The organism is Paraburkholderia sp. CI2, from assembly GCF_014201055.1.
GTDB classification, from domain to species: domain Bacteria; phylum Pseudomonadota; class Gammaproteobacteria; order Burkholderiales; family Burkholderiaceae; genus Paraburkholderia; species Paraburkholderia tuberum.
Window position 1 is genome coordinate 247,674 of record NZ_JACHDL010000002.1, and the last position, 23,457, is coordinate 271,130.

A 23,457-nucleotide genomic window follows, 5' to 3' on the forward strand; every position below is an offset into this window, starting at 1 on the left:
CCTGTCTGTCCGCGTGCTCCCTATGCTTCTCCGAACGGACGCAACGCCCCCGCGGCGCGATGTTCATCGTGCCTGTGCAGCTCGCCGTCGAGCGCCGCGCTGTCGGGCTGACGCAGCTTCGCGAAGCCGCCGCGATAGACGTTCTCGACGTACGACATGATGTTTTCCTGCGCCACCGACGACAGGATCGCGTGATCGGTGTGCTTGCAGAAGGCCACGTGAATGCGCGTGAAGCGCGCGAGCCGCGCGCCGCGCACGCCGAAGTAGCGCTCGAGCTCCTCGACGCCTTCGTCCAGCACACCGAACACCAGGTGCGTGTCGACGCCCCGTGCTTCGAGGTTCGCGAACAGATGCCGCTCGTCACGCGCGCCGAATTCGAGGCCACACAGTTGCTCGATCCGGTCGGCCAGCGTTTCGCCGGTCCGCGCGAGCTGGCGTACCACCAGCTCGCGCACGAGGCCCCAGCCGCCCGTCTCGCCCTTGAGCACGCGCAGCCATTTGCCCGGCTGCTTCATCGAGCGCATGTAGTTGCGCGTCGAGCCGAACGCGGACACCGGGATCATCGGCTTGCCGTGTTCGTCGCAGACGTTATGCCATCTGAACTTCTGCACGTTGACGATCACCGCGCCCACCACCGCCGCTTCGCGCGTCGCCGCATGCAGGCCGGTGTAGGCGCCCGAGCAGATGCCGAGCAGCAGCGCGCCCGCATGACCGCGCGCGGCAAGCCAGCGCGCCGCGTACGCGGCGTCGCCGGCACTCGACTGAGAGTACAGCGCGTCGAGGCTCAACGTGTCGCACGACGGCATGCTGTCGCCGACACCTCGGACGTCGATGCGCAGCGACGCGATCCCCTGGCGTGCGAGACGCCGCGCGAAATGTACGCCGAAACGCCCATTGCCGATCCGCGACACCGCGCCGGTATTGAGCAGCAGCACCGCCGGGGCGCGCGCCGCCGCGGCGCCGTCGGGCCGGCAGTAGATGCCGAACACCTTGCCCTCGTTCAGCCACACCGGCGTCTCGTGCAGCCTCGGCGCGACATAGTGGCCGCCCGCCGGCTCTTCGCCTCGCTCGGGCACGCGCGCCACCGTTTGGGCCGTTTGGGCCGTTTGCGCGCTCCCCGCCAGCAGCCAGTTCTCGATGGTTTCGAACGCGGCGTGCGGTATTTCGCTTTCGAGCGGTTCCATCATGAAGCGGCTGTATTCGTCGAACGGGTGCCGCTCGAGTTCGACACCATGTTCGCTGTAATGCGCGGCGAGCGCACCGGCGCGCGCCGGGTTCAGTGAATCGAGCAGCAGCACGCGCGCGGCCGGCCGGCTCGTCTCGCGATACAGATCCGCCGCGAGCAGGCTTTGCAGCGTGTCGCGAAACATGCGAAAGCCATACGCTTCGACGAACTCGTCGGTATCGGGCTCGACCACGCAATCCATCGCGGCCGGATCGTTCAACCACTGCCGGTAATGCGCGCGCAATTCGCGCTGGTAAGTCTTGCCCGACAGCACCGGCGACATCAGCACGAGACCGTGCACATCCCCAAGTTCCTGCGCGGCAAGCGCGGCCAGCATGCCGCCGAGACGCAGACCGCACACGCTGACACGCTCGACGCCGGTCGCCTCGCGCAGTTGCGCGACCGCCTGCTTCACGCTGTCGATCCATGCGCGCCACAGGCCGGCGTCGGTCGGGTCGCCGGCTGAATCGCCGGTCGCCGGGTAGTCGAAGCGCAGCACCGGCATGCCGCGCGCGGCGAGGCGCTCGGCGAGCCGGCGCATGCCGCGATACGTGCACAGCGTGTCGTAGCCAAACGGGGAACACATCACAACGCCATCCGGGCCGTTGGCTGGATGCAACCAGCCGAATTTGCCGTCAAAGACGATGGGTCTCACGGTCCGCTCCTTACTCTTCCTTTTCAAATGATTACAACAAAGGTGCTCTCGCGCATATGTGCGTCGCGCCACATTAGTTTGGGTTCCGAATCGCGCTGCGCTGGCGTGTGTCGATGAGCGTGCTGTGCAGTGCAGCATGCCCCGCACGTGGACCGACGCGCGGCGGATCGCGTCGGTCATGCGCTATGGTCGATGCCCGCGACTGCGTGCAGCGTGCCGCGAGCATTACGTGATGGAGACGGCGCGGGCGCGCTTAGGAATGCTCCGCAATGCGGTGCGCGCGGCCGGCTCGGGCCGACCACCGCGCTACCCTATGACCTTTGCCATTTAACCCCCTCCCGATCGCGGCTATCTGTACGGCCACCCACACAGTCACGCGGCGCCCGGGGGCAAGATGCAAGACCTGCGAAAAGTTGATGCCGCCGCGTGTTTCCGCGCGGCCCTTCTCACCGGCCCGGCAATGGAACATGGAACGAAGCATCGTCAGGAACATCTTCATCAACTTTGCCGGCGCCGTCGCGCCGACCTTCGTTTCCCTCGTGACCGTGCCCACCTACATTCATCTGCTGGGCGCCGAGCGTTACGGGGTGATCAATCTGGTGTGGGCGCTGATCGGCTACTTCAGCGTCCTCGATCTGGGCACCAGTCTGGCGACCGAAAACCAGATCGCCAAAGCTCGCGCGGCCAGCGACGATTCGATCGAACCGATCTTCTGGAGTGCGTGGTTCATGAATCTCGGTACCGGCATCATCGGCGGCGCGCTGATTTATGCCGCAGCCATCGTCTACATCACCTACGGCGTGAAAATCGAGCCGACGTTCCAGCATGAAGTGATGGCGAGCCTGCCGTGGATCGCGCTCGCTGTGCCGATCGCGAACGTGACCTGGGTGTTCGCGGGCGCGATTACCGGCGTCGAGTGCTTCACGAGCTACAACATCAACCAGACGCTCGGCACCGCGCTGTTCCAGTTGCTGCCGATCGCGGCGGTCCTCTGCTTTTCGCCGTCACTCGCGATCGCGATTCCAGCCGCCGTGATCGCGCGTTTCGTCGGCGGCCTGATGCTGGGCGTGGCCGCCATTCGCGCGCTCGGCATTCGCCGTATGCGGATGCCGCAATGGCGCTTGATGATCGGGCTGTTCCGCAACGGCCGCTGGCTGCTGATGTTTTCCGGCGCCAACATGATCGCCTCGACGCTCGACCGCGTGTTCATCGGCGGACTGCTCGGCGCGCGCTTCGTCACTTACTACGCGACGCCGCAAAACCTGATCAATCGATTGAACCTGCTGCCGCTCGCGATGGTGCGCACCCTGTTTCCGCGACTGTCGGCGGCGTCGCGCGAGGATGCGGATGCGCTCGCGCACAACGCGCTCGCGTTTCTCAATGGAGCATTTACGCCATGCGTGATCATCGCGCTGTTCGCCCTGAAGCCGTTTTTGCTGCTGTGGCTCGGACCGCAGCTCGCCGCCGCGGCGCCGGTCGCGAGCGTGCTGATTCTCGGCGTGTGGCTGAGCGGCCAGTCGAGCATCCTCGGCAGCCTGTTGCAGGCGCAGACCCATCCCGTGGCAGTGGCGAGCGTCAGCTGGCTTCAGTTGCCGTTCTTTACCGGCGCGTTGTGGTGCGGCATCCACTGGTTCGGCATCATGGGCGCGGCGGTCGTCGTCGTGCTGAAGGCGCTGCTCGATTACTCGGTGCTGCTCGCGTTCTCACGGCTGCATGCATGGACGATCGTGCGCAACATGCTCGCGCATCTCGCGTTTCTGCTCGTCGCGCTCGCGCTCGCGGATTCGATCAGCGGGTTGCTGCTGGCGATCGTCGTCGCGCTCGCGTTGAGCGCGGCGAACTTCGGCATGTCGCTGCGCGGGTCGAGCGAGTTGCGCGACGCGCTTTACAGGCTCTGGCTGCGTTGCGCGCCGTCGTCCGGACGGGCACAAGGCTGAGTCCCGGCGCGCGCAATCAATGGCGCCGGTCCACCGCTGGTTCACGGTCGGCGGACCTGAATGCCAAGGCTGAAAACACGTACCCAGCCGACGCGGCATCACAACAGTTCGAACGTATTGACGAACGATGCGCCGTCGCGCTCGCGGCGCCTCAGACCGAAGCGCGCCTGAGCGCCGCGCACCTGACGCGTGAGACCGATGAACGGCATACCGTGTTCGAGGTACGGTCCCTCCGTCTTGCGAAAGCCGAACTGCTCGTAGAACCCGCGCAAGCCAAGCGGTGCGCTCACGCGCGTGGCGCGGCCCGGCCAGCGTTGGGCGACCGCTTCGAGCACACGCTCGATCAGCATCTCGGCGGTGCCGTCGCCGCGCCGCAGCGGACTCGTCAGCACCTTGTCGATCGTCACTTCCGGATCTTCGGAATCGCCGGGCTGCACCCGCGCATAGGCGAGCACCGGCATCGGCCGCGCCATGTCTTCGACCGCGAACACATGCAAGGCCTGCTCGTCGCGACCGTCCGCGTCGAGGCATACATGCGACTGCTCGACGACGAATACCGCACTGCGCGCACGCAGCACGACATACAACTCACGTGCAGATAGCTGATCGAACTCCAGCGTTTTCCAGTTCATCACGCCCCCGGCTGTCAAAATTTTCGGCGGGTCCGGCGATGCCTGCCGTGCGCGACGGCGGGCCGATCCATGACGGTCCCTCATCATCGACTACACGGTAACGTGCGCGAAAGATGTGCTTCCGTGCGCCATCGCACTGACGCTCGGGGTTGACGAATCTTAAATACGAGCCAACGAAGCGCAGCCTTGCCACGTTCGCCCGGTAGCGCGGATGGCATCACGCAGGCCCGCCTGCAACACCGCACTGCACCATCGCGAACGCACGCCGCGGTCTTCGCACCGCACGAACCTGCACACGCAAATCAGGTGCCGACGTCATTCGACCTCGGCACCCATCGGCAGACCTTTGACCATAAGGGGAGCACTGCATGAAAACTGCATTGAGACGCATCCTTTCTGAATCCGCACGCCTGGATGTCCCGGTGGAAAGCCTCGCCGACGACGCCGACCTCTATGCTGCCGGACTCTCATCGCTCGCGACCGTGCATCTGATGCTTGCCATGGAAGACGAATTCAACGTCGAAATTCCTGACCGTATGCTGACGCGCCGCCTGTTCTCGAGCATCGACTCGATGGCCGCCGCGATGACGGAGTTGCAGCAGGCCAAGGCGGCGGCATGAGTGCGCCGCTGCTGGGTCAGGCCGCCGCAGCGGCCTGCGGGGCGGCCTCGAACTCGACTACCGACGCCCGGACCGGCGACGGCCAGGGCGCTGCCATCGGGGCGCTGAGCGCGCTCGATACCGGTCCCGAATGGCGTGCTGCAGCGCATCGTTGCGCGGCGATCGCCTCGCAGTACGCGGACGCCGTGGACCGCGAGGCGCGCTTTCCGGTCGAGGCGTTCGACGCGCTCAAGGCCGAGCGTTTGCTGTCGGCGATGGTGCCGACCGCTTTCGGCGGCGCGGGCCTGTCGCTTGCCGATATCGGTGCGATCTGCGAAACGCTCGCGCAGGGCTGCGCATCGACCGCGATGATCTATGCGATGCATCAGATCCAGGTCGCGTGCATCGACTCTCATCGCGGCGCCTCCGCCTGGCAAGCGAGCCTGCTTGCACAACTGGCCGAGCAGCAATGGCTGCTCGCGTCGGCGACGTCGGAAGAGACGATCGGCGGCAACATGCGCACGAGCGCGTGCTCGGTGGAGCTCGATGGCGCGCGTTTTCGGATCGAAAAGCTCGCCCCGACGATCTCGTACGGCGCGCACGCCGACGGCATCCTCGTGACCGCGCGGCGCACCGCCGACGCGGCCGCGTCCGACCAGGTGCTGATCGTCGCGCTGCGCGCCGATACGCAGCTCGAGCGGCGTGGCGGCTGGGACGCGATGGGCATGCGCGGCACCTGCAGCGAGGGCTTCCGGCTCGTCGCGACGGGACTGGCCGAACAGATCCTCGCGACGCCGTTCGCCGACATCGCCGATCAGACCATGCTGCCCGTGTCGCACACGCTGTGGGCGTCGGTATGGACCGGCATCGCCGTCGACGCGGTCAATCGCGCGAAAGCGTTCTTCCGCGCGCAGGCGCGCGCGAAGCCCGGCACGATGCCGCCGGCGGGCCTGCGGCTCGCCGAAGCGGTCGGGCTGCTGCAGATGATGCAGGCGCGTCTATCGGTCGCGCTGGAAGCCGCGCGCGCCGCGCATCAGGCACGCGAGGGCGCGACCCCGGCGGACGCCCCGCTCGCGGCGATGCTCGGTTTCGCGTCGGACATGAACACGCTGAAGACCAGCATTTCGACCACCGCGCTGCAGGTCGTACAGGAAGTGCTGATGATCTGCGGCATGGCGGGCTACAAGAACGGCACGCCCTATAGCGTCGGCCGCCATCTGCGCGACCTGCACTCGGCGCCCTTGATGATCAATAACGACCGTATCGCGCAGAACACCGCGAGTCTGCTGCTCGCGCAACGTCCTGCCGCGCCGGGGAGACCCTGAATGAAGCTGATGACCGATACCGCCGCTATCGCCGCGGCCGCCGCCGCCGCGGACGTGGGGCCTTCGCTCACGCTGCGCGACGAGATGCTGGCCGCCGGCCTGCTGATCGATACCGGCGAAAACGGACTGTATGGCCGCAGCCAGGTTTTCGAGGACGTGATCGACCGGCTGAACCTCGTGATTACGCAACTGGGTAAAGATCAGCAAGCCGAAGTATTGCGTTTTCCGCCCGCGATGCGCCGCACCGACTTCGAGGATAGCGAATACCTGAAGAGCTTTCCGAATCTCGCGGGCACCATCCATTCGTTTTGCGGCGACGACATGGGCCACCACCGTCTGCTGCGCGCGCTCGACGATGCGATGGCCGACAGCGACGACGACCGCGGCGACGCGTGGCTCGCGCAACAGAAACCGACGCGCGTCGTGCTGACGCCGGCCGCCTGCTATCCGATCTATCCGGTGATGGCGCGGCGCGGCGCACTGCCCGCCGACGGCCGCACCGTCGACGTGCTGTCGTACTGCTTCCGTCATGAGCCGTCGCTCGATCCGGGCCGCATGCAGATGTTCCGTCAACGGGAATACGTGCGTCTCGGCAGCCCCGAGCAGGTGATGGCGTTCCGGCAGATGTGGATCGAGCGCGGCTCGCTGCTTGTGAAGCTGCTAGGCTTGCCGGTCGAAGTCGATCTCGCGAACGATCCGTTCTTCGGCCGCGGCGGCAAGATCGTCGCCGATAGTCAGCGCGCGCAGGCGCTCAAGTTCGAGTTGCTGATCGCGGTCGCCGATCCGCGCGGCAAGACGGCCTGCCTGTCGTTCAACTATCACATGGACCACTTCGGCGCGATCTGGAAGATCGCCTGCGAAGACGGCGCGACCGCGCATACGGGCTGTGTCGGCTTCGGCATGGAACGCATCACGCTCGCGCTGTTCCGTCATCATGGGCTCGACGTCGACGCGTGGCCCGACGACGTGCGCGCGCTGCTGTGGGGCGATACCGAGACCCGCGTCGCGGATGCGCTGCAGGCAACGCGAGCGACGCCAACGGCGACCGTCGCCGAGGAGCGCGCATGAATCCATCGCCGACTTCGGCGCTTGCCGCCGCGCTCGCCAACTCGTCGCTGCCGCGACGCGCAGGCGATCTGCCAACGCATCAGCAGACCCACGCGTTGCCCGGTGCCGGCACGCAGTTGCGCGAGCACGTAGCGCACGCGCTGCATCAGGGCGAACGCGTGTGGCAGGAGACCAACTGCTATGTCGATCTGTGGATCGAGCTGCTGCACGGCTTCGGGCTCGATCCGCGCGCGGCGCTCGCGTTCACGGTCACGCAGGATTTCGAAGGCGATCAGTTCACGTTCTTCAAATTTCCGCTCGACGATCTCGAACGTCTGTATGGCACCCAGGTGCAGGAGCTCGCGATCTACGACTCGCTCGAAGAACGCGTGCTCGCGCAGACGCTGCGCGGCCACACCGTGCTCGTCGAGGTCGACGGCTACTACCTCCCCGATACGCGCGCGACCTCGTATCGCCGCGAGCATCCGAAGACCACGATCGGCATCGACTTCGTCGATACCGCCGCGCGCCGCCTCGGCTATTTCCACAACACCGGCTACCACCGGCTCGAGGGCGACGACTACGACGGCGTGTTTCGCAAGCTGCCGCATTTCACCGCGCAGCCCGATCTGCTGTTTCCCTACGTCGAGTTCGCCAAGCAGGCGCGGCCCGCGCTCGAAGGCACCGCGCTCGCGGAGGCGTCGGCGGAACTGCTGTGCGCGCATCTGGAACGGCGTCCGTTGACCAATCCGATTTCGCAATGGCGTGCCGCGTTTCCCGCGCATCTCGATACGCTGTTCGAGCGCGACGAGGCGTACTTCCATCTGTACTCGTTCAATCTGATGCGGCAGCTCGGCGCGAACTTCGAGTTCCTGTCGAAGTATCTGCAGTGGCTGTTCGCGCAAGGCTTCGAGATCCCGCCGACGATACCGGCCGCCGCGCAACGCATCGCGTCGGAGTCGATGGTGATGCAGTTCCGGCTCATTCGCGCGATCGCGCGGGGCCGTCGCGATACCTGCGAAGACTGCTTCGACGTGCTTGAAAGCGCTTATGAAAAAACGCTGCCACCGCTGGCCGCTCTGGTGCGCTAATACGGTGATGCGTTGTTGCGCGCACTTCGTGCCGCGCGGTTTTTCCGGGAATTGACCGTGGATGTGTCGACCCTCGATCCGCCCGCTGACGAGGGCGATGCTGGCCGTGCGCGCGCGACCGGCGCGATCGCGCAAGCGCATGATGCAGGCACTGCCCGCGCCGCGCCCTCGCTATGGCCGCAACGGCTCGACACCGGCTGGGCCTGTCTGAGCACCCCGCCGCACGCCTATGCGTCGCCGGCCGATCTGCCCGCGCAAGGCTGGCTCGCCGCGCAGGTGCCCGGCACCGTCGCGAGCGCGCGGCTCGCCGCCGGTCTGCTCGATGTCGATCACCCGCCACCGCTCGCATTTGACGATCACTGGTATCGCGTCACGCTGATCGGTACGGGGCGGCGCCGCTTGCGTTTTCATGGACTCGCGACGCTCGCGCAAGTGTGGCTCGACGATGTGAAGCGGCTCGATTCGGCATCGATGTTCGTCGCCCATGATCTGGATATCGACCTGGACGGCCGCGCGACGCTCGTGCTGTGCTTTCGCTCACTGACGCCAGCGTTGGCGGCCAAACGCTCGCGTGCGCGCTGGCGGCCGCGGCTCGTGTCGCCGCCGACGCTTCGCAGCGTGCGCACCACGCTGCTCGGCCATATGCCCGGCTGGTGTCCGTCGATTCAGACGGTCGGCCCGTGGCGTCCGATCGAAATGCTCGGCGACGCGCCGCACGCATTCGACACGGTTGATCTGACCAGCCGGCTCGAGCAAGAGGATGGGGTTGTTTCGTTGACTTTACGTTTCGTACGCCCCCACGACGTCGCGGCCTGCCGCGCGACACTTTCCTGCGGCGACCATGTTTCGTCTTTGCAATGGCACGATGCATATACACTCACCGGCGACGTGCGCGTGCCCCACGCGAAACGCTGGTGGCCGCATACGCATGGAGAGCCCACTTTATATCCTCTGACGTTGCAGCTCGTCGACGGCAACGTGATCTCTCAGTCTCTGGGCTCGATCGGCTTTCGTCGTATCGAAGTGGACCGCGGCGCCGATGCTGCGGGTTTCGCCTTGCGCGTGAACGAAGTGCCCGTATTCTGTCGCGGCGCGTGCTGGACCAGCGCCGATCTCGTCACGCTAGCAGGCACCGAAACGCAATTGCGCCATACGTTCGAGCTCGCGCGCGCCGCCGGCATGAACATGCTGCGCGTCGGCGGTACGATGCTCTATGAGTCCGATCTGTTTTATGCGCTCGCCGACGAGTACGGCCTGTTGATCTGGCAGGACTTCGCGCTGGCGAATTTCGACTACCCGAACGATGCCGCGTTCAGCGCATTGATCGAGCGCGAAGCGAGCCAGTTCCTGAGCCGCACGCGTCGCTTTGCCTCGCTCGCGGTGCTGTGCGGCGGCAGCGAGGTCGACCAGCAGGCGGCGATGTTCGGACTGCCCGCGGCGCAGCGAGCGCAAGCGTTGTTTACCGAGCTGCTGCCCGCGCTCGTCGCGCGCGATCGCGAGGACGTGCCCTATGTCAGCAATTCGCCATCGGGCGGCGCGTGGCCGTTTTCGACTAACGAGGGCGTCACGCATTACTACGGCGTCGGCGCGTATCAGCGCCCGCTTGCCGACGTGCGCCGCGCGCAGGTGCGCTTCGCGGCCGAATGCCTGGCATTCGCCAACGTCCCCGACGAGGCGACGCTGCACGACGCGCTCGGCACGATCCACACGCACGATCCGCGCTGGAAAGCCGCCGTGCCGCGCGATCCTGGCGCAGGCTGGGATTTCGACGACGTGCGCGATCATTATTTGCAGGCGCTTTACGGCGTCGAGCCGGCGCGCTTGCGCTATGAAGATGCGGTGCGTTATCTGGATCTGTCGCGCGCGGTGGTTGCCGAGCTGATCGGCGACGTGTTCGCCGAGTGGCGGCGCGCGGGCTCGTCGTGCGGCGGCGGCCTCGTGTGGCAGTTGCAGGATCTGCGCGCGGGCGCGGGCTGGGGCGTGATCGACGCGACGGGACGGCCGAAAAGCGCGCTGCACGGCTTCGCGCAGACACTGCAGCCGTTGCAGATCACGCTCACCGACGAAGGCCTGAACGGCCTCGATATTCATCTGATCAACGAGCGCGCGCAAACGTTTTGCGGCGAACTCGAGCTGGTCTGTTTGCGCGACGGCAGCGTGAAGGTCACCTCCGCGCGACGCGCGCTGACGCTTGCCCCGCGCAGCCTGCAACGCATCAGTGCGGCCGCGCATCTGGGCCAGTTCTTCGATTTCACGCATGCGTACCGCTTCGGCCCACGCGCGCACGATGTCACGATTGCAACGCTCTACGATGCCGCGAGTGGCGAGATCGTGTCCGAAGCGTTTCATCTGCCCGAGCGTAGCGTGCACGCGCGTGATGACCTCGGTATGACCGTCGAGGTCGAACGTCGTGGCGAGCGCAGCGGCTGGCAGCTTGCGATCGAAACGAAGCGCTTTGCGCGCTTCGTTCATATCGTTGACCCCCGTTATCGCGCGGCGCGCGACTGGTTCCATCTCGCGCCGAACCGGCGCTGTATCGTGCCGCTGCATGCGCTCGAACCGCTGCCGAGCGCCTTCGCGGCGTCGCCGCAAGAACTCGTTGCTCCCGCATCAAACGCGGCCTTTAAAGTGGATGAAACATGCGGGGCACCCCAGGGGGAAGTCCGCGCGATCAATGCGCTATCCGCCATCTTCTACGGCTAGTGGTCATTCCGAACTAGTCGCACGGACGCGAAGCGCCCCAAAGCTCGTTTCGCAGGTCTCGAACTGTCTGCCCGGCTCGCTCACTGTTGGCTCGAACGCAACTGTTGCCTGCTTTGAAAGGCCTTACGTGCGACAGCGCACGCACTCCATTTAACACTTCTGAATCATTTCCGGCACTTCACGAGGAGCGCTTCAAAACGTGCATGCGGCGCCAGGTTCAAATCTGAGACAACTTCGACAGCACCCCCGTTTTTGGTTGTGAAGCCTTTGATATCAAGGGATTCGCCCAAACCCAAAGCTTTCATACGATGCATTCCCCGTCCGGCGGGGGTGTGCAGAACTGAAACAAAAAGCCGCTTTTACTCTCCCGACGCGCTCCGGGTTTCTTCGCTGCGCCGCATCAGCAGGCGTTTTCCCTAACGTTGGCACGGTCCTCGCTACTACCTCTACGCAACAGAGTGCCACCGCACACGAGCGCAACAACAGAGGCGGTGGCAGACAGGCCTAAAACGGGGCCGATGCTGTTCATCCAGGCTGCTCGCCGGGCAGCCCACTCCCGGGGATGCGGGCATCGGATCAAATAAACGGAGAGAGTCGCGCGAGGCGCGACTTTCATGCGAGGACCGATCATGTTGACGCTTCAATCCGATTTGCACGGTAACCATCTGCTGGGCGCAATGCCGTCGCACGAATGGCAGGCACTAGCTCCCCACCTCGAACTGGTTCATCTGCGCACCGAGCAACTGCTATGCGACTCGGGTCAACGGATCCATCATGTGTATTTCCCCACCACCGCGATCATCTCGATGCTCTCGACGATGGAAGACGGCAGCTCCGTCGAGATCGCCGCGGTCGGCCGCGAAGGCATGACCGGCGTGCCGGTCCTCACGGGCGGCGAAACCATGCCCAACCGCGTACAGGTGCAATGCGCGGGCTTCGCCTACCGGATGAGCGCACAGGCGCTCAAGCAGCAGTTCGCGCGGTCCGACTTTCTGCGCCGCCTGATGCTGCTGTATATGCACGCTCTTCTGACCCAGGTCGCGCAGACCGCCGCGTGCAATCGCCATCACGCGCTCAACAAGCAACTGTGCCGCTGGCTGCTGATCGAGGTGGACCGCGTGGCGTCGAACGATCTGAACGTCACGCAGCAGCTGATTGCCGACATGCTCGGCGTGCGCCGCGAAGGCATCACCGAAGCGGCCGGCAAGCTGCACGACGAAGGCCTGATTCATCATAGCCGCGGTCATATCAAGGTGCTCGACCGCAAGGGCCTCGAAGCCCGCGCGTGCGAATGCTACGGCCTCGTGAAACGCGAATTCGATCGCCTGCTGCCGCGACTGCGCCAGGCCGAGACCGTCGAATAAGCGGCACGCGGCTCGATGACCGGGGTCGATTTTCCGATGTTCAGGATTACTGCTCGATGTCTCGACGCACTGTTCGTGATTGCAGGCGGTCTGCTCGCCCACTGGATGCGCTTTTCCGCACCGATCGCGCTCGCCGATACCGAGCGTCTTCTGATCGCGTTCAAGTGTGTGCTGGTTCTGTTGCTGTTTCCGGGCTTCGGGGTCTATGAGACGTGGCGCGGCAAGGCGCTCGCGCCGGTGCTCGCGCGAATCGCCGCCGCGTGGCTCATGGTGGTCGCGACCGCGCTCCTGCTCGCGTTCACGCTGCATCGGACGGATGCGGTGTCGCGCCTGTGGCTCGGCTACTCGACGCTGATCTCCGGCGCGTTGATCATCGCGACACGCTGCATCATGCACATGGTGCTGCGCTTCGTACGTCGCCGCGGCATGAACGCGCGAACCGTCGCGCTCGTCGGCGCACCGGGGTTTGCGCGCACGCTGCTCGCGCATCTCGAGCATGCGCCGCAAGCGGGCTTCAAACCGGTGTGCGTGTTCGACACCAGCGTGCAAGGCCACGACGCGTATGGCGCGCGTCTGACCCGCCTACCCGTGCTGACGGATCTGGAAGCGTTCGCGACGAAGGTACGCAATGACCGCGTGAACGAAGTGTGGCTCGCGTTGCCGCTTTCCGAGGAACACACGATCTACCGCTTCACGCGCACCTTCAGACACGACTTCGTCAATCTGCGCTTCATTCCCGACGTGCGCAGTCTGTCGCTGTTCAATCATGCGATCGTCGATGTCGTCGGTTTGCCGACGCTGAATCTGAGCGCGACGCCATTCTCGTCGCCGCAGATGTGGCCCAAGCTGATGTTCGACCGCCTGTTCGCCGTGCTCGCGCTCATCGTGCTCGCACCGGTGTTCGCCGTCCTCGCGATCGGCATCAAGCTCACCTCGCCGGGACCGGTGTTTTTCCGGCAGATCCGCAAGGGCGTCGACGGCCAGCCGTTCGGCATCTACAAGTTCCGCTCGATGACCGTGCACGAGGAAGAGCGCGGCCAGATCACGCAGGCGACCCGCAACGACTTGCGCGTGACGAAGCTCGGCAGCTTCATGCGCCGCACGAGTCTCGACGAGCTGCCGCAGTTTCTGAACGTGCTGCTCGGTCAGATGTCGGTGGTGGGTCCGCGTCCGCATGCGGTCGAACACGATGATCTGTACAAGGACCAGGTATACGGCTACATGCACCGTTACCGCATCAAGCCCGGCATCACCGGCTGGGCCCAGGTCAACGGCTATCGCGGCGCGACCACCAAGGTCGAGAAGATGGAAGCGCGCGTGAAGTTCGATCTCTTCTATATCCAGAACTGGTCGTTCTGGTTCGACATGAAGATCGTCTTCATCACGATTTTCAAGGGCTTTGTCGGCCGCAACGCGTTCTGACCACGCCATCGAGGGAATCGCATCCGGGAGTGTCGGTCATCGTGCCGGCACTGCGGCGCATGCGAAGTGCGGGTACTGAAGGCGGTGCGCTGAAGGATCGCCGGAATGCGCCTGCGTTCCATTCGAGAAAAACACCCAACCGGGCAACAACGCGTACACGCCGCTGCGAATAGAAGCGCCAACGCCGGCGGCCCGATCGACAGCTGCCGTGGTTGACGCAAGATGAGCCGTCGCGACGGAGCACGTCATGGACGGGTCCGCCGCGCGACACCGCCTCTACAGGAACGCGCTGACATCGGTCTGAAACCGTACCGCGAGCGCCTTGGCGACTTTCTTGCTGATCGCGCGGCGCCCCGCGAGAATATCGCTGACCACAGTCGGCGACGCGATGCCGGCCAGATCCTTCTGCTTGAGACCATGCGTGATCAGCAGATGGCGCAGGACCTCGCGCGGCTCCGCTTTTGGCATCGTCAGGTTGCGCGCTTGCCAGTGACCGACCAGTTCCGTCACGATCGCGTGCAGATCGGCGAGCGGATCGTTGTCGTTGCCGCTGAGATGATCGGACAGCGAATTGGCGACTCGGACCATCTGGTGATAATCCTCTTCGGTGCGAATCGGCGTGATCGGCAACTGGCTCTTCAGCGCAGCCCACGTTGCGGAGATGTCGGGAAAGGGTCCCGGAAGGCGATCGGCATTCATGAGTTTAAATTCGTCCTCGTCCAAAAGCCGTCGGCGCGTTAATCGGTGACGCGCGAATGACGACTGCCTGTTGTAGTGAATCGCCGTGACACGCCGAATTGCCGGCACGGCGAACTTCGCAGTGAGGAAATTCAGCGATCACGATAGCGAACGTCTGCTTCAGGTCGTTATGGCCACGCGAGGCATGCCGCGCCGGCGAATATCTCGCCCACAGCGCGTGGCGCGCACCCCGATGTCGTTTTTTGAAGTCCAATACTGCTTGCTTGACGACGGCCCGCCGCGGCTGGCCTTGCACGCGCGGCGCCTATCGCGCGATACGCGATACGCGCTGCCGACACAAAGCGCGAAGCGGACGCGCCCACACCAAGAGCCGCCCGGACGCGTTGGTCAGAACGGCTCGTTACTGCCCGTTGCGAAATCACTGCATGACGACGAAAACCTCTTTCTCTCCTATCGAAAACTCCACGAGGCGAGAACAGCGAAAGACCCTTACCTCATTGCCTCCACCTGCTTTTCGGCGCCGTGTCGCTGGCGATGCCGAGTTCCCGGGTCGCGAGATCGGGCTGCGCCCACCTCACCTGCTCCCCCAGTTCCATCGCCGGCAGACCCTGAGCGACCGCCGCAATCGTGCGCGTGACCTCGGCCATGAACGCCCGCCGGAACACCTGAGCCGAAAACCGCTCGGCATTCGCGCGACAGGCCGCCGGCGTGATGTATGCGCTCAACCGCTCGAAGCGGTCGATCGCGTCGAGCATTGACACCGCCGTCTGACGCGCGAAGAAAACGCCGGTCGGGTGCGGGTCGCCGACCGGCACTACCGTTTCGAGCGCCCCGCCCCTGGCGAACGCAATGACCGGCGTGCCGCAGGCCTGCGCTTCGAGCGGCACGATGCCGAAATCTTCCTCGGCGGCGCACACGAAGGCTCGCGCGCGCGCCAGATACTCCTTCAGTACGCCGAATGGCTGATAGCCGAGGACCGTCACGTTCGGTCCTGCCTTCGCGCGGATCGACGCCATCTGCGGCCCGTCGCCGATCGCGATCAGCTTGCGCTGCGGCGTGGCGTTGAACGTCTCGACGATCAGATCGATGCGTTGGTGCGGTACCATCCGCGACACGGTCAGATAGAAATCGTCTTTTTCGGTGCGCAGTTCGAATTCGTTCACGTCGACGGGCGGCGGAATCACCGCGGCATCGCGCCGATAGGTTTTCATCATGCGCCGCGCGACCGATTGCGAATTCGCGATCAGACGATCGACACCATTCGTCGACTGCGCGTCCCAGCCGCGCAGATAATGCAGCAATACCCGCGCAGCCCACGACTTCGGCCCGCGCAGCAGATTCGCTTCGCGCAGATACTGATGCTGCAGATCCCACGCATATCGCATCAGCGAGTGCACGTAACTGATGTGCGTCTGATGAGGGCCGACCAATACGCCCTTCGCGACTGCGCAAGAACTGGTGATGATCAGGTCATAGCTCGACAGATCGAACCGTTCGACGGCGAACGGCATCAAGGGCAAATAGGCGCGATAACGGCTGCGCGCAAACGGCAGGCCTTGAATGAACGACGTGGTGACCGGCTTACCGGCAAGCGGCGTGCGATCTTCGAGGAAATCGACGACGCTGAAAACGTCGGCGTCGGGAAAGCACTCGATGATCTGCCCGAGCACTTTCTCGGCGCCGCCGGGAGCGACCAGCCAATCGTGCACGATCGCCACTTTCATATCCCGTCCTGTCTGTCACGAATCGCCACCTGGCCTCAGAGAAGAGTGTATGTGCCACGTTCCTGACCGTGCGTGCGCGTGCCCACATTCGACGTGCGACAGTACGCGAGTAATTCGGAGAGTCCATTCGCGTCTGCAAAAACACGGCTTCATTCCGGCGCTTTCGTATGTGCACTACGCCTGACGTATCGCCCCACGCCTGCTCGCCAGTCCAGCCCACACCTTTACGATCGGAGCGCTGCGCGAGCGACGGGCGAGCGACCTCGACGGCCGTCGTGCCTCGCGTGCCGTCTGGCGATCGGAGCAGTCAGTTGGGAGGGCCGGGTTCGGCCCTGGGGGAATTCGCCGTGCGCTGCACGGCGCGCGACGCAGTGGTGCTGCTGTCGGACGGTCCGTTGCGCGTGCGCTTCGAAGCGCTTGGCGCGCGGATGATCGGCGACGCGCGCGTGTCGGACATCGCGCGGCGGACATCGGCGGCTAATTGTCTTCGCACGGTGCAAGGCATTTTCCGCCAGGTGCGCGCGATTGCCGCCGCGGCGGGTGGTACAAGCGGGATCGTGCGGCACGACCGCAACAAAAAACGCGTGTGAACCGTTGGAGCGGCTCACACGCGTCAGAGCGAACAGAAACGCAATTCGCTCAATTCTGGCCGTACGTGATCGTTTGCACGCCGGCGTCCGTGCCGAGCAGGCACAGGTTCGCGCCGCGGCCCGCGAACAGGCCGACCGTGACGACGCCGGGCCATGCGTTGATATGCGCCTCGAGCGTGCGCGGGTCGCTGATGCTCAAGCCCTTCACGTCGATGATCTCGTTGCCGTTGTCGGTGATAAACGGCACACCCTCTTTCGTCACACGCACGACGGGCACGCCGCCGAGCGCCGTCACGCGCCGGCCGATCGCGGTGCGCGCCATCGGCACGACTTCGATCGGCAGCGGGAAATGGCCCAGCGTCTCGACGACCTTGCTCGCATCCGCGATGCAGACGAATACTTCCGACACCGACGCGACGATCTTCTCGCGCGTGAGCGCGCCGCCGCCGCCCTTGATCATCGCGCCGCTGTGATCGATTTCGTCGGCGCCGTCGACGTACACCGGCAGCGAGTCGATCTCATTCAGGTCGAGCACCTTGAAGCCGTGCGATTGCAGACGCGCGGTGGTGGCGAGCGAACTCGACACCGCGCCGCGATAGCGGGATTTGGTGGCGGCCAGCGCGTCGATGAAGCAGTTCGCGGTGGAGCCCGTGCCGACGCCGATCACCGAGCCTTGCGGCACGTTGGCATTCACGTAATCGGCGGCGGCCTGGCCGACCAGTTGCTTGAGTTCGTCTTGAGTCATGGGAGAGGCGGAAAAGGCGTGAAAAACCCGTAGTTTACCGGAGTGGCGCGGAGAAGGCGCTCAAAGCAAAACGCCCGGAACCACCACCGCGTTCCGGGCGCCCACAATCGGCCAACAACAAGAACGACGACAGAAAACTACTTCTTCACCGCCCGCTGCCGCACCGCCTCGAACAGACACACTCCGCTAGCCACGGATACATTCAAACTCTCCACCGTCCCCGCCATCGGAATGTTCATGACGACATCGCAGGTTTCACGCGTCAGGCGTCGCATGCCCTCGCCTTCGGCCCCCATCACGAGCGCCACCGGCCCGTCGAGTTCCGTTTCGTAGACACTCTTCTGCGCGTCGTCGGCCGTGCCGACCACCCAGACACCCGCGTCCTTCAGTTCGCGCAGCGCGCGCGCCAGATTCGTGACCGTGATGTACGGGACCGTGTCGGCCGCGCCGCTCGCCACTTTCGCGGCGGTCGCGTTCAGTCCCACCGCGCGATCGCGCGGCGCGATCACCGCGTGGGCGCCGGCCGCGTCGGCGACGCGCAGGCAGGCGCCGAGATTGTGCGGATCGGTCACGCCGTCGAGCACGAGGATCAGCGGCGAGCCGCTGATGCCGTCGAGCAGTTCGGCGAGATTCTGCGCAAGCGGCAGATCGCCCGCGCGCGCGACCACGCCCTGATGACGTTCCGTGCGCGCGAGGCCCCACAGACGCGTTTCGTCGGCGGCGATCAGACGCACGCCCGCGTCCTTCGCCGCATGCAGGAATTCGGTCATACGACGGTCCTTGCGCGTCGCGTCGTAATAGACATCCTCGACCGTCGACGCATCGTGCCGGATACGCGCGGTCACTGCGTGGAAACCGTATAAGACCTTATGACGTGCCATGACTGAACAACCTTTGATGGGGCGCGCATTCAACGCGCGCCACTGTGATGAATATGAAACCAAAAGGCAGACCGCGCGCAACCGGCACGTGCTCACGTGCCCGCTGCGCGCGGTCCCGGCGCTGTGAAAGCCTCAGCGCTTCTTGCGTGCCTGCTTCGACGCCGCCTTGATCGCGACACCGTGCTTCCTCGCCACGCGCGCTTCCTTGAGCGCCGCGCTCTGCGCGGGCGCGGCCTTCTTGCGCCGCGGACCCGGCACCGACGCGCCACTTTCCACCGGCGGCATCACGCGCACGCGCGGGCCAGCGCCTTCTCCCTTGTCCGCCGCGATGCCACGTGCCGCAGGCGGCTTGATCGGCGTATCGCGCACAAGGCGGAAGTCGATCTTGCGCGCGTCGAGATCGACGCGGCTCACCTGCACGCGCACGCGATCCGACAGCCGGTAGCGAATGCCGGTGCGCTCGCCGCGCAGCTCGTTCTTGATCTCGTCGTACTGGAAGTAGTCGGAGCCGAGTTCGGTCACATGCACGAGGCCTTCGATGAACAGCGAATCGAGCTGCACGAAAATACCAAACGACGTGACGCCGTTGACCATGCCGCCATACTCTTCGCCGAGCTTGTCGCGCATGAAATAGCACTTGAGCCACGCTTCGACATCGCGCGATGCTTCGTCCGCGCGGCGCTCGTTCGCCGAGCAGTGCAGCCCAAGTTCTTCCCAGATCGCCACGTTGTTCGCGCGCCCGCGGGCGCCCCGCTTTTCCTCGTCGGCCTGTTGCATCGCGCGGGCGCGCGGCGACAGTGCGGTATTGAGCTCGACGCCGTGCGGCGGCTGCGGCTGATACTTACGGCCCTGCAGGATCGCGTAGATCGCGCGATGCGTGAGCAGGTCGGGGTAACGGCGGATCGGGCTCGTGAAGTGCGCGTAGGCCTCGTAGGCGAGGCCAAAGTGGCCGATGTTGTCGGGGCTGTAGACCGCCTGCTGCATCGAGCGCAGTAGCATCGTCTGCAGCATCGAGGCGTCGGGCCGGTCGCGGATCTGCGCCATCAGTGCGGCGTAGTCGCTCGCGTGCGGCGTGTCGCCGCCGCCGAGCGTCAGGCCCATGCCGCGCAGGAAGGTACGCAGGTTCTCGAGCTTTTCCGCGGTCGGGCCCGCATGCACGCGGAACAGGCCCGGATGCTTGTTGCGCTTGAGGAAGTCCGCCGCGCACACGTTCGCGGCCAGCATGCATTCCTCGATCAGCTTGTGCGCATCGTTGCGCGTGCGCGGCACGATCTGCTCGATCTTGCCCTGCGCGTTGCAGACGATGTACGTCTCCGTCGTATCGAAGTCGATCGCGCCGCGCTTCTGACGCGCCGCGAACAGCGCCTTGTAGACGCCATACAGATTCTGCAGTTGCGGCAGCAACGCGGCGCGGCGGGTCGCTTCCGGGCCTTTGGTGTTTTTCAGCACCGCGGCGACTTCGGTGTAGGTGAGCCGCGCGGCCGAATGCATGACGCCCGGATAGAACTGATACGCCTTCACGTCGCCACGCGCGGTGACGATCATGTCGCACACGAGCACACAGCGGTCGAGTTGCGGATTCAGCGAGCACAGTCCGTTCGACAGCTTCTCCGGCAGCATCGGGATCACGCGGCGCGGGAAATACACCGACGTGCTGCGCTCGATCGCGTCGGTATCGAGCCCGCTTTGCGGAAGCACGTAATGCGATACGTCCGCGATCGCGACGATCAGGCGGAAGCCGTCGCCGCGGCCCACCTGCACCGGCTCGCAATAGACGGCGTCGTCGAAGTCGCGCGCGTCCTCGCCGTCGATCGTGACGAGCGGCACGTCGCGCAGATCGACGCGATGGCGAATGTCGGCCGGGCGCACTTCGTCGGGCAGCTTCGCCGCTTCTGCCAGCGCGGCCTCGCCGAACTCGTGCGGCACGCCGTATTTGCGCACCGCGATTTCGATTTCCATGCCGGGGTCGTCGATATCGCCCAGCACTTCGACCACGCGGCCGAGCGGCTGCGAATGACGGCTCGGAAAATCGGTCAGCTCGACCACCACGACCTGGCCAACCTTCGCCTTGCGGGTGTTCTGCGTGATCAGGATGTCGTGGCCGATGCGCTTGTCTTCGGGCGCGACGATCAGCGCGCCGTTCTCGTTGAGCAGACGGCCGATCACGCGCTTGTTCGCGCGGTCGGTGACCTCGACGATGTGCCCTTCGGGCCGCCCACGCCGGTCATAGCCGACGATGCGCGCGAGCACGCGGTCGTTGTGCATGACCTTCTGCATCTCGCCGTTGGGCAGGAACAGGTCGTCCTGGCCGTCGTCGCGAATCAGGAAACCGTAGCCGTCGCGATGGCCCTGGACGCGGCCCGCGACGAAGTTCGACGGATGGGTCAGTTGATAGAGATTGCGCTGATCGAGCCGGATCTGGCCGTCGCGCTCCATTGCGCCGAGACGCTTGAAAAATCCTTCGCGCTCCTGGCGCTTGATCGACAGGGCTTCGGCGATGTCGTTCGCGGCAAGCGGCATTTCACTCGTGCGCAGCACGCCGAGGATTTCTTCGCGGCTTGGAATCGGATACGGAAATTTGCTCAAGGGCTTGTCGATGATTTTTTCTCGTTGCATGGACGTCGGTCGGCGATGTGATCCGGCCTGGAAGGCGTTTGCGTAATACGCGCAGTCGCGCTCGGCTGCATCTGCACGGCGGCTGCGCTGGCTCGGTCATTGCACCTGCTGCTTTCTGCTCTTCTGCTCCACTGCGATTTGCACCGGAAACTGCCTGGGTCCGGCTCGTTCGACGCCAGCCGACGCGCGTCTGCCTGATCGCATGTCGACACTCGCGTCGGGACGCCGGATGTGCATCGAGCCAACGAACTACTGCGAGGCATTCTAACACCCGTGTCGGGCGCCACGCGGGCCTGCGGCGGTGGTTGGGACGCATAGTGCGCCGGGCTCGCCGCGAGGTTGAATCGCGTTCGGCAAATCGCTTGACAGGTCGGAATCTGTCGCTATAATTGCGGTCTTTGCTGTTCATCACCTGCCCAGGTGGCGAAATTGGTAGACGCACTAGGTTCAGGTCCTAGCGGTGGCAACACTGTGGAGGTTCGAGTCCTCTCCTGGGCACCAACAGTTGTTCCGGCGTAAGCCGAAGTAGTCCGAGAAACCCCGTAAGATCAATGACTTACGGGGTTTTTTGTGCTCTACAGATCTCTTGCGTTCCACTAACATCGACGATTTTTGCGTATACTGTTGCGTATACCAGATTCGGGGGCAAACCCATGCCCAGACGCGTCGAACCGAAGTCCGAGTTGGTGTTCCGTGCCGCCAAAGCGCGCGCCCGTTCCTACCTTCTCGCAGATGGAAATGGGCTCGCCCTGAGGGTCCAGCCCAACGGCACCAAGACCTGGCTATTCCGCTACCGACGACCAAGCACGGGCAAGGAGAACTTCCTAAGCCTCGGCCCCTACCCCGATATCACGCTCGTTGATGCACGACGATCGGCCGCTACCGCACGCAATCTTGTACGCGAAGGTGCCGACCCGGTCGAACATCGCCGGGCGGAGTCCACGGCCCGCAAACGCGCAGCCGAGGGAGCCTTCCATCTCGTTGCTCAACGCTGGCTCGACTTCAAACGCAAAGAATGGGCAGATGAAACTTACCGGAATGCAGAGTTTGTTGTCCGCGAATATCTAAATCCCGCGCTCCGCAACAAGCCCATCTCGACGCTTGCGACGCCAGAGGTCAAGCAGGTACTCGAAGCGATCGCCTCTCACGCGCCCAACCTCGCGACCAAAGCACGGCAGTATGTCGGCGGCATCGTGACGTACGCCGTCCAGAACGGACTGCGAGAAGATGGCGCCGCCTTGACACTCCGAGGTGTTGTGCCACGCCACAAGAAAGGCCACATACCAGCGATTACCAAGCCTGCGGATATAGCCCCGCTCGCCCTGGCTATCGATGCCTACAAGTCGCCCATTACCCGCGCCGCCCTCAAGCTCACCATGTTGACTGGCCTTCGCCCCGGCGTAGTTGCCGCAGTGCCGTGGGACGAGGTGAACCTCAAAACAGCTGAGTGGCATGTTGCAGCCGAGCGGATGAAAATGCGGCACGATCACATCGTGCCATTGCCAAAGCAGGCGATCGCCGTCCTGAATGAGTTGCAGTCACTTACCGGCAAGGGGCACTTCGTCTTTCCGTCCCCTGCTCGCCAAAAGACGCCTCATTTACATCGAGATGCATTGAGCAAAGCACTGCGGGAGATGGGCTTTCAGGGAAAACACGCGACGCACGGTTTCCGGGGCATGCTTCGTACGGTCGGACGAGAACGACTCGGTATGGATATCGACGTACTCGAAGCGCAACTGGCACACGCTAAACGTGGCGATGTGCAAAAGGCATACGACAGAACAACGTTTGATGATGATCGTCGCAGGGTCATGCAGGAGTGGGCCGACTATATCGATCGGCTAAGCATGCAAACGACAGAAGCTGAATCAAGCAAGCGGACCTAAGCGGCATATCCACTCGAATAGCAACCGCCTGCCGCCAACCCAACGCTGGGCGTCGCTCCGGTTCCATCGCGCCTGCCGATACCGTCAGCGATACCGGCATTCCCTCCCGGCACTCAGCGGCTTGAGGTGGGCCGCATTGGAAAATCACCGCTGCTCGCCTAAAGAATTTCGCTTAAACCACGCATCTGAAGATGACTTGGGAGGTTGGTACCGTCAGCGATACCATCGGGTCACGGCCTTTTCAACGCGATCAACGCCGAGCCATCGTTCGAGCTTCTCTGATCAACGACGACTTGCAAGGTATAACCGCCACTTG

General features: G+C 64.5%; 17 protein-coding genes and 1 tRNA gene. 11 read left to right on the plus strand and 7 right to left on the minus strand.

Annotated features, from left to right (window positions below; translation table 11 throughout):
* Positions 1-20: 20 nt before the first annotated feature.
* Positions 21-1,880 carry an alpha/beta fold hydrolase gene (locus HDG32_RS04955; protein WP_184063899.1) on the minus strand — a complete coding sequence of 620 codons (1,860 nt, stop codon included), beginning with the start codon at positions 1,878-1,880 and terminating at the stop codon, positions 21-23.
* 467 nt (positions 1,881-2,347) lie between these two features.
* On the opposite strand from HDG32_RS04955, the gene HDG32_RS04960 reads away from it, so the two are divergent.
* Positions 2,348-3,817, plus strand: a complete 1,470-nt coding sequence (locus tag HDG32_RS04960; protein ID WP_184063901.1) for an oligosaccharide flippase family protein — start codon at positions 2,348-2,350, stop codon at positions 3,815-3,817.
* 98 nt (positions 3,818-3,915) lie between these two features.
* On the opposite strand, the gene HDG32_RS04965 is transcribed toward HDG32_RS04960, so the two are convergent.
* Positions 3,916-4,449, minus strand: a complete 534-nt coding sequence (locus HDG32_RS04965) for a GNAT family N-acetyltransferase (RefSeq protein ID WP_184029325.1) — start codon at positions 4,447-4,449, stop codon at positions 3,916-3,918.
* A 368-nt stretch (positions 4,450-4,817) separates the two neighbouring features.
* Between HDG32_RS04965 and HDG32_RS04970 the strand changes: the two genes are divergently transcribed.
* The 7 genes from HDG32_RS04970 (at position 4,818) to HDG32_RS05000 (ending at position 14,000) form a co-directional block, all read left to right on the plus strand.
* Positions 4,818-5,069: an acyl carrier protein gene (locus tag HDG32_RS04970; protein ID WP_013089253.1), complete on the plus strand. Its 252-nt coding sequence runs from the start codon at positions 4,818-4,820 to the stop codon at positions 5,067-5,069.
* On the plus strand, positions 5,066-6,373 hold the full coding sequence (locus HDG32_RS04975; RefSeq protein WP_184063903.1) for an acyl-CoA dehydrogenase family protein: 1,308 nt from the start codon (positions 5,066-5,068) through the stop codon (positions 6,371-6,373). The genes HDG32_RS04970 and HDG32_RS04975 overlap by 4 nt, the downstream gene beginning before the upstream one ends.
* Positions 6,374-7,441 carry an amino acid--[acyl-carrier-protein] ligase gene (locus HDG32_RS04980; protein ID WP_184063905.1) on the plus strand — a complete coding sequence of 356 codons (1,068 nt, stop codon included), beginning with the start codon at positions 6,374-6,376 and terminating at the stop codon, positions 7,439-7,441. It abuts the gene before it with no gap.
* The gene (locus HDG32_RS04985) at positions 7,438-8,511 is read left to right on the plus strand and encodes a DUF1839 family protein (RefSeq protein ID WP_184063907.1); all 1,074 of its coding nucleotides are present in this window, start codon (positions 7,438-7,440) and stop codon (positions 8,509-8,511) included. The genes HDG32_RS04980 and HDG32_RS04985 overlap by 4 nt, the downstream gene beginning before the upstream one ends.
* A 15-nt stretch (positions 8,512-8,526) precedes the next feature.
* Positions 8,527-11,214, plus strand: coding sequence for a glycoside hydrolase family 2 protein (locus HDG32_RS04990; protein WP_184063909.1), 2,688 nt, complete (start codon positions 8,527-8,529; stop codon positions 11,212-11,214).
* 629 nt (positions 11,215-11,843) lie between these two features.
* On the plus strand, positions 11,844-12,578 hold the full coding sequence (locus HDG32_RS04995) for a Crp/Fnr family transcriptional regulator (RefSeq protein ID WP_090804319.1): 735 nt from the start codon (positions 11,844-11,846) through the stop codon (positions 12,576-12,578).
* Between the two features lie 36 nt (positions 12,579-12,614).
* Entirely contained in the window at positions 12,615-14,000 is a 1,386-nt protein-coding gene (locus tag HDG32_RS05000; RefSeq protein ID WP_184064184.1) for an undecaprenyl-phosphate glucose phosphotransferase, read from the plus strand.
* A gap of 276 nt (positions 14,001-14,276) precedes the next feature.
* On the opposite strand, the gene HDG32_RS05005 is transcribed toward HDG32_RS05000, so the two are convergent.
* Together HDG32_RS05005 and HDG32_RS05010 are read right to left on the minus strand one after the other, a co-directional pair.
* Positions 14,277-14,699, minus strand: a complete 423-nt coding sequence (locus tag HDG32_RS05005) for a type II toxin-antitoxin system HigA family antitoxin (protein ID WP_184063912.1) — start codon at positions 14,697-14,699, stop codon at positions 14,277-14,279.
* 494 nt (positions 14,700-15,193) lie between these two features.
* Positions 15,194-16,423 carry a glycosyltransferase family 4 protein gene (locus tag HDG32_RS05010; protein WP_184063915.1) on the minus strand — a complete coding sequence of 410 codons (1,230 nt, stop codon included), beginning with the start codon at positions 16,421-16,423 and terminating at the stop codon, positions 15,194-15,196.
* Positions 16,424-16,734: 311 nt separating this feature from the next.
* Here HDG32_RS05010 and HDG32_RS36170 point away from each other — a divergent pair, with 311 nt between their 5' ends.
* A complete protein-coding gene (locus tag HDG32_RS36170) occupies positions 16,735-17,013 on the plus strand; it encodes a hypothetical protein (protein ID WP_260335697.1) in 279 nt (92 codons plus the stop codon).
* A gap of 49 nt (positions 17,014-17,062) precedes the next feature.
* Here the strand turns inward: HDG32_RS36170 and rpiA are convergent, their stop codons facing one another.
* The 3 genes from rpiA to rnr all read right to left on the minus strand — a co-directional run bounded on the left by rpiA (position 17,063) and on the right by rnr (position 21,255).
* A complete protein-coding gene (gene rpiA, locus HDG32_RS05020) occupies positions 17,063-17,758 on the minus strand; it encodes a ribose-5-phosphate isomerase RpiA (protein ID WP_184063918.1) in 696 nt (231 codons plus the stop codon).
* A 137-nt stretch (positions 17,759-17,895) separates the two neighbouring features.
* Positions 17,896-18,639 carry a 23S rRNA (guanosine(2251)-2'-O)-methyltransferase RlmB gene (gene rlmB / locus HDG32_RS05025; RefSeq protein ID WP_184029367.1) on the minus strand — a complete coding sequence of 248 codons (744 nt, stop codon included), beginning with the start codon at positions 18,637-18,639 and terminating at the stop codon, positions 17,896-17,898.
* A 132-nt stretch (positions 18,640-18,771) separates the two neighbouring features.
* Positions 18,772-21,255, minus strand: coding sequence for a ribonuclease R (rnr, locus tag HDG32_RS05030; RefSeq protein ID WP_184063921.1), 2,484 nt, complete (start codon positions 21,253-21,255; stop codon positions 18,772-18,774).
* Between the two features lie 414 nt (positions 21,256-21,669).
* Here rnr and HDG32_RS05035 point away from each other — a divergent pair.
* Positions 21,670-21,756: transfer RNA gene (locus tag HDG32_RS05035), tRNA-Leu, on the plus strand.
* Positions 21,757-21,908: 152 nt separating this feature from the next.
* A complete protein-coding gene (locus HDG32_RS05040) occupies positions 21,909-23,141 on the plus strand; it encodes an integrase arm-type DNA-binding domain-containing protein (RefSeq protein ID WP_184063924.1) in 1,233 nt (410 codons plus the stop codon).
* The last annotated feature ends 316 nt before the right edge of the window (positions 23,142-23,457 follow it).